Raw genomic sequence first — 11,526 nt, 5'->3', positions numbered from 1 at the left:
AAATTCCCGGTTTATAAAAAATGCAAATTCGCGCTCGCCGTTACTCATTTTAGTAGCGTCCAGCAGGCGGTCGATTATTACGAAAAATAGCCTGCAAAACTGCTCCGCCGACGGATTTACGGGAATCTCCACCCAACGCGCCGAGTGCTTTTTAAGATCGTTTTTATACTCCGCCTCGTCCGCTAGAAATATCGTCGTAGCATGATCGAAGCTATCTATTATCTCTTTTATACCGCGCTTCATCAACCCGAAGTCGTAAACCATACCCGCGTTGTCTAAAAAATTGGAATGCAGCAAAATTTCGGCTACGTAGCTGTGTCCGTGGATAGACGTACGACACCGCTTAGAGCTGCAAAAGCGCACGATATGCGCATTTTCAAAGCGGAAAAGTTTTCTAATTATCATCTAAACGCCCTCTTTTTTATCCCAAAGCCGCACGTGGATGCGCTCGGAGTAGTTAAAGCCGTGTTTTATAGCAAAATCCGCGACGCTTCGCGCGTTTTGCGCAAGCTCCTTCGCGTCCGCGCCCATCGGCATACACCAAACTTCGGCGCGCGCGATCTTTAAAACCTGCAAAATTTGTTCCAAATCGCTCTCGCGCGGGTCTTTTAACACGAATTTATAAAAGCCGTCCGCCGCGTTTTTAATTATCGCGGCAAGCGCCACGGGATTTATGCGTTTTGCTTCGCTTATGCCGCTGTTTGCCAGCTTTACGCCGAGCGCGAATTTGCATTTTTTATAAACCGGGAATTTAGCGAAATTTACCTCGATCGTGCCGTTGGTTTCAAAATGTATCTCGAAATTTCGCGCGTCTAAGTCTTCTAGCAAATTTACGAAATTTTGATCCTCCGCGTACAGCAGCGGTTCGCCGCCGGTAAAGACGACTACGGGCCTAAAATTTAGCCCGTCGCAAAGCCGCTCTACGCGCGCTAGAATTTGCTCCGAGCTTAAAATTTCATAGCTAAAATGCCCCGTAAAAACCGCTCGCGCCGTATCGCAGCCGATCAGCGTTTCGCCTGTTTTTTTAGACTTCGTTTTTACGCCAAATCCCACGCAGTTTAGATTACACCCCGCAAATCTTAAAAATATCGCCGCGTGTCCTTGAAATTTACCCTCGCCTTGAATGCTTAAAAAGCTCTCTACTAGCCGTAGCGCGCCCAAATTTAGCCGCCCGTTTGGTAAAACGCTCTACTTGACGTCTCGTTTAGCGCGCCGACTTCCCATTTGTTTTTTTCGGGTTTATTGGCGAGTACTCGGCGCAAAATTTCCGCCGCTTCCGCGACGTCGCCCTTGGTAACGGCCGCTTTGATGCTCATCGCGTCCTCGAAATATAAGCACGGGATCAAAAAACCCTCGGCGGTTAGGCGAATTCGGTTGCAACTCTCGCAAAAATCGTGTTTGTGCGGGTCGATGATACCGAATTTATAGCCGTCTTGCAGTCTGTAAATCGACGCGGGCGCGTTAGGCAGCTTTTCGTCCTTCGTAACGCGGTATTTCTGCTCGATAATAGCTAAAATTTCGTCGCTTTTTAGGCCTTTTAAATCTTGTTTGGCGTGCGAATTTTCCATATATTCTATGAAGCGGATTTGGCTATCGGCGGCGCGAGCGAATTCTAGCAGATTTATTAGCTCGTCGTCGTTTACGCCGCGAAGCGCAACCGTGTTTAGCTTAACTTTTAGCCCCGCCTCGATCGCCGCGTCAAATCCGGCTAAAACCTCGTGTAGCACGCCTTTTTGCGCGATAAATTCGGCGCGTTCTTCTTTTAGGCTGTCAAGCGACATATTTATGCGTTTTAGCCCCGCGTCCTTCAAACGGCGCGCGTAGTGGCGCAACATGTAGCCGTTCGTGGTGAGCGCTAGGTCGATGTCCGGTTTATAATCCGCGATCATTTTTATAAAAACGTCCAAATCCTTCCTAACCAGAGGCTCGCCGCCGGTTAGCCTGATCTTGTTTACGCCCTCGTCGATCGCGACTTTGACGAATAAAAACAGCTCTTCAAACGTGAGTAAATTTTCTTTCGGCGTCCAGCTAAACGGCGTGGTCGGCATACAGTAACGGCAGCGGAAATTGCAGCGCTGCGTAACGGAAATGCGCAAATAATCGACCTTACGACCGTATTTATCGATTAACATTTTTAACCTTTAAAGCTTGTTCGTAACTTAAAATTCAGATTAGGGGCATTATAAATTAAAAGCTTTAAAGCAAAATAAAATCATTCGTATTAAATTTTATATTTGCCGAATTTTAGGGATTTGGTAGCGATTTTAAGATAATACGTAACGATTATCGCGCCGGCTATTTAATTTCGGCGGATATTTTTATCATAGCACCCTTAGGTACCGAAAAATCAATGACGTTTTACGATCATTTTTAAGTATGAGCGCCGCGAATCGTTTTAGTTTTTGGAGGGACTAGTTTTACTTGATAGTTTTATTGCTCCTCACGGAAATATCGACGTTTCAAATATATATTAAATAAAATTCTACAAATAGAAGCTCTCTCTTAGGCCAACCGTTTCGTGTTTCAAATCCCAACGGGATGAAATTTTACTCGCTAAAAGCTAATAACGAATACGGTCAAAAAGGTTGTTTCAAATCCCAACGGAATGAAATTTTGCACGCCTTGCTACGCGCTTCATAAAATGCGCGGGGATAGGTTTCAAATTCCAATGGGATGAAATTTTACCTGCAATACCTATTTTCTATCGAGCAAGATCAAGATCGCACAAGCGACCGCGAAAAAGCGGCGGGCAAACATTTTGCCGGCGGCAATGCGGCGAAGAATAGACTCTACTCGCCGGTCTCGCTAATCTCGCCCGATTTTTTCCTTACCTTTACGCGCAAAATGCTAGCGCCGTCCATCTTTCGCACTTCGTAATAGCAGTTTTCGTCCTCCGCGCGGTCTCCTACGACCGGTAGCCGCCCGATGAGATTAAACACGTAACCGCCGATGGTAAGCTCCTCGGTCTCGTCTTTAAAGCTAATACCCATCAGCTCTTCGACGCTTTCGATGTCAAACCGCCCGTTAAACTCGTAAATTTCGTCGTTTATCTTCTTAAACTGCTCGCTAGCTTCGTCGTGTTCATCGTTAAATTCGCCCAAAATTTCTTCCATTATATCTTCCATCGTAAGAAGCCCCGCCGTACCGCCGTATTCGTCCACCACTAGCGCCGCGGAGATTTGCTGCTTATTCATCATAACGAGAATTTTAGAAATCGATAAATTTTCCGGTACGATGACGAATTTTCGCACTATCTCGTCGAAATTTCGCTGTTTGCTCTCGTCAAAATGCAGCGCCAAAATATCGCGAATATGGATCATACCCAAAATCGTATCTTTGCTGCCGTCTATATAAGGATAACGCGTGTATTTAGACTCGAACACGACGGCTAAATTTTCCTCGAAGCTCTTTTGTTTATTGATACAGACCATATCTTTGCGCGGCGTCATTATCTCTTTCGCTACTGTGTCGCTAAAATCGACCGCGTTTTTTATCAGCTCGGTTTCAAAGCTGTCTAGCACGCCGCCTTTTAGGCTCTCGCCGACGATGATTTTTATCTCCTCTTCCGAGTGCGCCAGCTCGTTTTCCTTCGCGGGCGCGATACCCATCGCCTTTAACCCGACGGCGGCTAGGAAATCAAACGTTTTAATCACCGGTAAAAACAAAACCCAAAAAAGATGAAGCGGGCGAGCGATTTTAAGCACGGAATTTTCTGATTTCGCGATGGCGACGGATTTAGGCACCAGCTCGCCTAACACCACGTGAAGCAACGTAATTAGCGTAAAAGCGATCGCGAAAGCTACGGTATGAACTACTATATCGCTTACGTTAAAATACTCTTGCAACGGGCGCTCGATTAGGCGCGCGACGGCTGGCTCGCCGATCCAGCCCAGAGCCAGCGAGCTAAGCGTAATGCCTAGCTGCGTAGCGGAAAGATAGGTATCTAGCTTATTTGACATATCAAAAGCCAGTTGGGCATTTGGGACTTTATCTTTGATGAGCTCTTCAAGACGGGATTTGCGGACTTTTACGAGAGAAAATTCCGAAAGGACGAAAAATGCGTTTAGCAAGATGAAAAAAACCGCTAAGGCTAGCATTAAAAGCGAGTTGTCGCTACTGGGGTACAAGTATAATCCTTAAAAATTTAAAATTTTAGGGCAAATTATAGCAAAAAGTAAAAATTTATCAAAGCTAAAAGCAAAAGGCGCGCAAATTTTGCTCGCGCGCCGAAATTTTAGGGCTATTTTAGCTTCTTATCGCCTAAATACGTAGCGAAAACCTCTTGCGAGCCGTCTTTTTTAAACAAAATCACGTCGTATTTTTCGGGTTCGCCGCCTTGCTTCATACCGACGCTCTCCATCGGCATCCCAGGCACCGCGATACCGATCGCATCGGCCGGTTTTAGCTCTAAAAGCCGCTTAACCTCCGCCGGCGGGACGTGTCCCTCTATCACGTAACCATCTACTACGGCCGTGTGGCAGCTGGCAAGCTCGTCCGGCACTTTAAATTGCGCCTTAACCTGCATTAATTCGTCCGTTTTTATCTCCGTAGAGCTAAATCCGCTTTGCTTCATCGCCTCGCCCCATTTGCCGCAGCACCCGCAGCTAGGACTTTTATAGACTTTCATATCCTCCGCTTGCGCGCTTAAAACCGTAATCGCGGCGATCGATACGGCTAGTAAAAATTTCTTCATATTTTTCCTTTAACGTAAAATTCTCGTAAATAATACGCGCTTTTACCTAAAATTTCGCTTTACTAAATTTTGCTATAATTGCCCGAAATTTTAAAGGAAATCGATGTTTTCTTCGTTTTTTCGCTGCGCGAAATGGGCGCTTTGGGCTTACGGCGGCGCGGCGCTTATCGTGCTTTCGCTAATTTATCAAACGCACCTAAACGTGCAAATCAACGACTGGTATAAAAATTTCTACGATATCATGCAAAACGTCAAAGATCACGACGTGAGCGAATTTTGGGCGGCGATTTGGAAATTTCTTTACATCGCGATGCCTTACGTAATCACTTATATGTTCGTCTCGTTTTTCGCCAGCCACTGGGTATTTCGCTGGCGCGAGGCGATGACGTTTGATTATCTAAAATTTTGGCAAGCCAGCGCGCGAGATATCGAGGGCAGCTCGCAGCGTATGCAAGAAGACGTTTATCGCTTCGCTAAAATCATGGAAAGCCTAGGCGTGCAGGTGCTTCGCGCCATGATGACGCTAGTTGCATTTATCCCCGTGCTTTGGGGGCTTAGCGCCAAGGTCGATCTACCGGCGATTAAAGACGTGCCGGGCTCGCTAGTTTGGATAGCGCTTGGCGTAAGCATAGGCGGACTTATTATCTCGTGGTTTGTAGGCATTAAGCTGCCGCATCTTGAATACAACAATCAACGCGTCGAAGCGGCGTTTAGAAAAGAGCTCGTCTACGCCGAAAACGATAAGAAAAACTACGCGCAGACGCCCGCTATCGTAGAGCTTTTTACGGGACTAAAATTTAACTATTACAGGCTGTTTTTGCATTACGGATACTTTAATATCTGGCTTACGTCGTTCTCGCAGTTTCTAGTCATCGTACCTTATATGATAATGGGCGGCGGGCTATTTACGGGCGCGATCACGCTGGGGATCTTGGTTCAGGTTAGCAACGCTTTTTCGCAGGTACGCGAGAGCTTTTCGGTTTTTATCAATAACTGGACGACGATTACGGAGCTTCGCTCCATCCACAAGCGGCTTAAAGAATTCGAGGCTAATATCGACTACAAAAGGGCTTAAAATGGGCAAAATTTTACTTTTTTTGGCTACGGCGGCGGGAATTTTCATAGGATGCGCCAGTACGACCCAAGGCGGCGTCGTAGGCGCGGATAGATCGCAGTTACTGCTATTTTCGGCGCAAGAAATGGATCAAAGCGCTGCGAGAGCCTACGTACAGACCTTAACGGCGGCTAGAAACAAAGGCGCGCTAAACGTCGATCCGGTGCTAACCTCGCGCGTAAAGGCCGTCGCCGAGCGCCTAATCGAGCAAGTAGGCGTATTTAGGCAAGACGCGCTAAAATGGAAGTGGCAAGTAAACGTAATTAGCGAAGATACGATAAACGCGTGGTGCATGCCGGGCGGCCGCATCGTAGTTTATAGCGGCATAATCAATAAACTAGCGCTAAACGACGCGCAGCTAGCCGCCGTAATGGGGCACGAGATGGCGCACGCGCTACGCGAGCACAGCCGCGAGCAAGCCAGTCAAGATCAACTTAAAAATATCGGTATCTTCGCCGTTTCGACCGCGGCGGGACTCGGAGACGCGGGTGCTCAGCTGCTAGACGTCGCGGCGCAGTATACGATATCGCTGCCGTTTTCTCGCTCGCACGAGCGCGAGGCCGATCGCATCGGCACCGAACTGATGGCGCGCGCGGGCTACGACCCCAAAGAAGCGGTAAACGTGTGGCTAAAAATGTCTAAACAAAGCGGCGGCGGCGTACCCGAGATTTTAAGCACGCACCCGTCTAACGAGAGCAGGATAGAGGATCTAAGGCAAATCGCCCAAAAGGTAGAGCCTTTGTATTTAAAAGCTAAGTAAACGGCGGCTTTCGCGTCGCCGTCAAGCGCTCGGCTTGCAGTCTTAAACGCTGGCGTCGCTCGCATCCGCCGTTATATCTCAGATTTCGGCGGCTTAGCAAATTTTCCAAAAAATAAAATAAACGTCGCGCGTAAATTTTACGAAATCAAAATAAGATGCGCAAAAGGATAAAATATGAAATTTTCGCTCGCTACGCGGGACGATCTACCCGCTATCGTAGAAATCTACAACGATAGCGTCGCCGAGCGAAACGCGACCGCCGACCTTGCGCCAGCATCCGTAGAGTCGCGTCTAGCGTGGTTTGACGCGCACAAAGACAGGCGTCCGATTTACGTGCTTAAAGGCGATATTTCGCGGCGAAATTTTAGCGCGCGGCAAAGCGCGGACGATGAAATTTCGGCGCAAAACGAGCAAATTTTAGCATGGGGCAGCCTTAGCGATTATAAAGATAGAGCCGCCTACGACATTACCGCGGAGATCAGCGTTTACGTGCGAAAAAGCGCGCGCGGACGGGGGCTTGGGCGGATGACGGCTGAGTATCTGATCCGTATCGCGCCCTCGCTAGGCGTTAAAAATATCTTAGCCGTAATATTTACAGACAACGCGGCTAGCGTCAAAATGTTCGAAAAGCTCGGCTTTGCGCGATGGGGGACGCTGCCGCAAGTCTGCGATATGGGCGGGCGGCTAAAAAGCGTGGAAATTTTTGGTAAAAAGATTTAAAATTTAGCCGAAATTTACGGCACATTCGCGCCTACTAGCATAATACGGCGCAAACAGGAGAGGCAAAATTAAACCCGTCGTGCAGAGCAAGGTCTTCTGCGGTCAAGCCAATTTTGCAAAACGAATACCCCGCTCCGCGATGACGCGAAATTTAGGCGCGAATTTAGACGAAACGCAAGTCGCCGCGGCAAATAGCAGGCTTTAGCGCGAGGCAACCGAAACAAGAATCTTTAAGTCGGTCAAATTTTGCGCCGTAAACCGAATTTGCCCGTAAATTCGGTTTACGGACGCGGCGAAATTTTAGCTAGCCCTACCTCTCGCCGCCCTTAATTTTTGCGACGAGGTTTTTCGCCGCGCTATACGCTCTGTCGCTAAATTTTCGCGCCTCGTCTTTAATGTTCATCTGCTTGATCTCTTCGAATTTTTCGTTCGCCTTTTTTTCCAATTCGGCGATGTCGCGTTTGACGGCTTCTAATTTTTCGTTTATTTCGATGTTGGTTTTTAGCTTGCCGGCTCGCTCGTTTAGCTCGTTTTTTAGCGCTTCTAGCCGTTCGTTAGCAGACGCCACCAGCGCGGCTCCGGCGCCCTCTTTAAGCTCCTCGATACGCTCTTTTATCGTTTGGCTAGCCTGATCGCTTATGCGTTTTAAGCGCGCTAGATTCGTATCTAACTGCGTGTTTAAAAGCTTGTCTATCTCGTTTTTAGCCGCGCCTTCAAAGCCGTTTTCGAGCTCTTTTAGCATCGCTACGAAATCCTCGTCGATATTTTTTAAATTTCGCAGATCGTTACGTAAGGTCTCCGCGTCGGGCGCGAATTTTACCCGCTCTTTTAGCCGCTCGATCGCCTTTGATACGCCTTCGCGAGCGCCGTTTATCGCGCCTTCTATCAACTCGCCCGAAAATATATGCCCCTCGTTTGCAGCCTCGCACGCCGCGCTTACGACCTTGCGCGCGATTTCTAAAATCCGCTCTTTGCTAAATTCTCCCTCGATCGTAGCGACGTAAGTCGTCTGCTTGGCTACCTGCGCCGCCGTCTCGCCCACGTCGCGCCCTTGCTCGATCGTCGTTAAAAACGCGTTTAACGCGCTCTCCCTTAAAATTTCAAACATTCTGGTTTCGCGCATTATCGCATCGTTTAAAAGTCCTAAAATTTCGTCCTTGCCGTTAAATTCCTCGCCTTTTATCGTCTCTTCCGCCGCCTCGAACGAAATTTTAAGCGCGTTTTTGATCTCGTCGCGCTTTTTATCTATTAGTTTAGCAAGCCTCTCTTGCTCGCAAATCATCGCGTAAAGCTCGCTTTCTTTTTTAGCGCTAATAGCCTGATTTACGCCCTCCATCGCATTTTTTAGGTCGTTTGCGTTTAGCAAATTTTCGCGTCTAAACAGCGCGAAAATTTCGCCCATTTTAGTTTTTAGCGCCTCTTTTAGCTCGCTTCCTTCGCGGTTCTCGAATTTTGCAAAAATTTCGCTCACGGCGTTTTTTACGTCGTCGGCGTTTAAATTAGAGTTTTTGTATTCGTTTAAAATTTTTTCTAAATTCTGCATCTTAACCCCTATAATACGTATTTTGCGGTATGTTTTAATCCGCTAAAAATTTCCAGTCGCTCCTGCTCGTTTAGCACGAGCACGCTCAAATCGTAGCTGGCGTATTTTTTATCCCTGCTAAATTTTGAAAATTCTACCTTGTGCCGCCTGGTGCCAACTACGCCGTAGATCGCCGCGCGCGCGTCCTCGTCAGCGTTAAAAACTACTTTATACTCCCAAAAAGTCGGGTATGAGATTTCGGGCTTTTTATCGTTTAGATCGCAGATATTCACCGCTTTTACCTCCGCTTTTGCTCTCCAACGCGACGTCCGTTATCGTCATCGTTTTATCGATAGCCTTTATCATGTCGTAAATTGTTAAAAGCCCGACGCTAACGCCGGTTAGCGCCTCCATCTCGACGCCCGTTTTACCCTCTATTTTTACGCTTACAAATAGCCTAAACGCGCAAATTTCGGGCAATTCCTCGACGTCGCAATCGATGCCGCTGATTAAAAGCGGATGGCACATCGGGATTAGCTCGCCGGTCTTTTTAGCGCCCATAATAGCCGCTACCACCGCGGTTTGCAGCACGGGGCCTTTTTTTCCCGTGTTGTTTCGCACGGCGTCGAAGGCCTCTTTACTCATTTTTATAACGCCGCTTGCTCGCGCGATGCGCGTAGTCGGCGATTTATCGCTTACATCGACCATTTTTGGGCGATTTTTTTCGTCTAAATGCGTAAGCATATTTTACCTTTTTAAAAATTTCGGGAGATTATAACAAAGAAATTTGAAAGCGAAAGTAAAGCGCGCGACCTTAAAGGGGGAGAAAAGCCGCGCGCTACAAAAAGGAGGTTTTCTTGTCGGACGACGGAATAATACGATTTTGCTCTAAATTTAAAGCTAATTTTTGATTAATAAAATTTATTTTTGCGAATTTCTCCGCAAAAGCCCGGTCGCGATTTAAAATTCATATTTTTTAAAGAAATTTTCAGTATAATCCCGTCCTTACGTTACGCGTAAAAATCACGAAAAGGATTAGCATGCCAAAGATGAAAACCGTTCGCGGCGCTGCTAAGCGCTTTAAAGTGGGTAAAAATAAGATCAAGCGCGGCTCTGCGTTTAGAAGCCACATCTTGACTAAAAAATCCGCTGCGCGCAAAAGAGACCTTCGCGGCCCTCAATACGTTGACGGCACGAACGTTTCGGCAGTTAAGAAAATGCTAGGCGTTTGATCGCCAGCAGTTTAAGTTTTTGACGCAAAAGTCATTCAAACTCCCCTAAATTTAGGGAAAGATCCGTTTAAACGGACGCCGATTTGTAAAGGATAAATATGGCAAGAGTAAAAACTGGCGTAGTCCGCAGGAGACGCCATAAAAAGGTATTAAAGTTAGCTCGCGGCTTTTTCAGCGCGCGCCACAAACATTTTAGAAAAGCAAAAGAGCAGTTAGAGAGAAGCCTCGTATACGCATACCGCGACCGCAGACAGAAAAAGCGCGATTTTCGCAGGTTATGGATCGTGCGAATCAACGCCGCATGCCGCCTAAACGACATCAGTTATTCGCGCTTCATCAACGGCTTAAAGCTAGCTAAAATCGAACTTGATAGAAAAATTTTAGCAGACCTTGCTATGAATGACGCGAACGCGTTCGCTACGCTTGCTAAACAAGCAAAAGACGCTTTGAAATAATTTTTAAGCCCTAGATTTAGGGCTTACTTCCTTTTATCGACTTATACTTTCGCCGAAGTATATTTCCTTGCCGGTTCCATAATTTACGTACGAATTTACCTTGCCGTTTTTATGAAATTTGCGTATAGATTAGTTTTGATTTTTCGTCGTAAGACTGCTTTTAAAAACGCCTTTGTCGTAATATTTTCAAATTCGCCTTCTCGTGCCGAGCTTCCCGCCGATAAAGCGCTTTAAACGCGCCTCGCGGTTAGCCTAAATTTACGTCGAATACGTGCTGCACGACGCCTTTAAAAAAAATTTTACCTCCGTCTAGACGCAAGCCCAAAATTTCGCCGCTTTTAGGCCGCACGGCGATCATATCCGCCGCTAAACCAAGCTCGTAAGCCGCGTAAAAACACGCCGCCATACCCGTTCCGCACGCTAGCGTCTCGTTTTCCACGCCGCGCTCGTAGGTGCGCACGCGCAGATCCGCGCCGCTAAAATTTTTAGAGCCGCGGCTCGTTATTAGGGCGAAATTTACGTTCGCGTCGTATTTTTGCCGCATCGCGCGCGCTAGATCGACGTCGAATTTCGCAAGATCGTCCGTAAACGCGACTAAATGCGGCACGCCCGTATCGTAAAAATGCCACGCAAAGCCGTTCTCTTTAAAGCTCTCGCTCAGTTTTTTAGGGCTTGTTAGCGCCACTTCCACGCTTCTGGCTTTTAGCACGAAAATTTCGTCCTCATCGTTTGAATTTTCGCCCGAATTTTCGCAAATTTTGCCGTTTTTAAAGCAGAATTTCTCGCTCCCGACGCTTCCGCTAATTAGCCCCGCGCCGCTTAAAAGCGTCGCGTTTTGAGAGATTAGCCCGTTGTCGTAGGCGTATAAAAACGCCGCGCGCGAGCCGTTGCCGCACATTGCGGCATAGCTGCCGTCGGAGTTATAAAACTCCCATTTTACGCTATTTCGTCCGTTAGGCAGCAATACGATAAGCCCGTCCGCGCCCACGCCGCCGGCTCGCGCGCGGCGTTTTTATACGCCTACGACAAC

General features: G+C 47.4%; 13 protein-coding genes and 1 pseudogene. 5 read left to right on the top strand and 9 right to left on the bottom strand.

Translation table 11 applies throughout. The features are described from left to right. The 5 genes from QZ147_RS06085 to QZ147_RS06065 all read right to left on the bottom strand — a co-directional run. Positions 1-405: 6-carboxytetrahydropterin synthase (locus tag QZ147_RS06085; protein ID WP_295148201.1), on the bottom strand; the 405-nt coding region annotated here is incomplete at its 3' end. Next, on the bottom strand, positions 406-1,161 hold the full coding sequence (locus QZ147_RS06080; RefSeq protein ID WP_295148199.1) for a 7-carboxy-7-deazaguanine synthase QueE: 756 nt from the start codon (positions 1,159-1,161) through the stop codon (positions 406-408). Positions 1,162-1,163: 2 nt separating this feature from the next. Next, positions 1,164-2,132: a GTP 3',8-cyclase MoaA gene (gene moaA / locus QZ147_RS06075; RefSeq protein WP_295148196.1), complete on the bottom strand. Its 969-nt coding sequence runs from the start codon at positions 2,130-2,132 to the stop codon at positions 1,164-1,166. Positions 2,133-2,789: 657 nt separating this feature from the next. Next, positions 2,790-4,127: a hemolysin family protein gene (locus QZ147_RS06070; protein WP_295148193.1), complete on the bottom strand. Its 1,338-nt coding sequence runs from the start codon at positions 4,125-4,127 to the stop codon at positions 2,790-2,792. 113 nt (positions 4,128-4,240) lie between these two features. Then, positions 4,241-4,693: a DUF411 domain-containing protein gene (locus QZ147_RS06065; protein ID WP_295148191.1), complete on the bottom strand. Its 453-nt coding sequence runs from the start codon at positions 4,691-4,693 to the stop codon at positions 4,241-4,243. 103 nt (positions 4,694-4,796) lie between these two features. Between QZ147_RS06065 and QZ147_RS06060 the strand changes: the two genes are divergently transcribed. From QZ147_RS06060 to QZ147_RS06050, 3 genes are all read left to right on the top strand, one after another. Beyond that, entirely contained in the window at positions 4,797-5,768 is a 972-nt protein-coding gene (locus tag QZ147_RS06060; protein WP_295148189.1) for a putative transporter, read from the top strand. 1 nt (position 5,769) lies between these two features. Beyond that, positions 5,770-6,567 carry a M48 family metallopeptidase gene (locus tag QZ147_RS06055; protein ID WP_295148186.1) on the top strand — a complete coding sequence of 266 codons (798 nt, stop codon included), beginning with the start codon at positions 5,770-5,772 and terminating at the stop codon, positions 6,565-6,567. Between the two features lie 174 nt (positions 6,568-6,741). Beyond that, positions 6,742-7,287 (top strand): GNAT family N-acetyltransferase, encoded by a 546-nt coding sequence (locus QZ147_RS06050; RefSeq protein WP_295148184.1) that lies wholly within the window; start codon positions 6,742-6,744, stop codon positions 7,285-7,287. Positions 7,288-7,597: 310 nt separating this feature from the next. On the opposite strand, the gene QZ147_RS06045 is transcribed toward QZ147_RS06050, so the two are convergent. From QZ147_RS06045 to moaC, 3 genes are read right to left on the bottom strand one after another with little or no spacing between them, the layout of a single operon-like run. Beyond that, positions 7,598-8,830, bottom strand: a complete 1,233-nt coding sequence (locus tag QZ147_RS06045; protein ID WP_295148181.1) for a hypothetical protein — start codon at positions 8,828-8,830, stop codon at positions 7,598-7,600. A gap of 8 nt (positions 8,831-8,838) precedes the next feature. Next, the gene (locus QZ147_RS06040; protein WP_295148178.1) at positions 8,839-9,102 is read right to left on the bottom strand and encodes a DUF493 domain-containing protein; all 264 of its coding nucleotides are present in this window, start codon (positions 9,100-9,102) and stop codon (positions 8,839-8,841) included. Beyond that, positions 9,077-9,553, bottom strand: a complete 477-nt coding sequence (gene moaC, locus QZ147_RS06035; protein ID WP_295148176.1) for a cyclic pyranopterin monophosphate synthase MoaC — start codon at positions 9,551-9,553, stop codon at positions 9,077-9,079. Before moaC ends, QZ147_RS06040 begins: the two co-directional genes overlap by 26 nt. 296 nt (positions 9,554-9,849) lie before the next feature. On the opposite strand from moaC, the gene rpmI reads away from it, so the two are divergent. After that, positions 9,850-10,041 (top strand): 50S ribosomal protein L35, encoded by a 192-nt coding sequence (rpmI, locus tag QZ147_RS06030; RefSeq protein WP_295148174.1) that lies wholly within the window; start codon positions 9,850-9,852, stop codon positions 10,039-10,041. 98 nt (positions 10,042-10,139) lie between these two features. Next, the gene (gene rplT, locus QZ147_RS06025) at positions 10,140-10,496 is read left to right on the top strand and encodes a 50S ribosomal protein L20 (RefSeq protein WP_295148171.1); all 357 of its coding nucleotides are present in this window, start codon (positions 10,140-10,142) and stop codon (positions 10,494-10,496) included. 247 nt (positions 10,497-10,743) lie between these two features. Here rplT and dapF read toward each other — a convergent pair. Continuing rightward, positions 10,744-11,487 (bottom strand): annotated as a pseudogene (dapF, locus tag QZ147_RS06020) (diaminopimelate epimerase); the annotation flags it as partial. Positions 11,488-11,526 lie beyond the last annotated feature (39 nt).

Origin of the sequence: uncultured Campylobacter sp., from assembly GCF_905371695.1 — a bacterium.
GTDB lineage: Bacteria > Campylobacterota > Campylobacteria > Campylobacterales > Campylobacteraceae > Campylobacter_A.
This window is presented reverse-complemented; position numbering and strand designations above follow the sequence as displayed.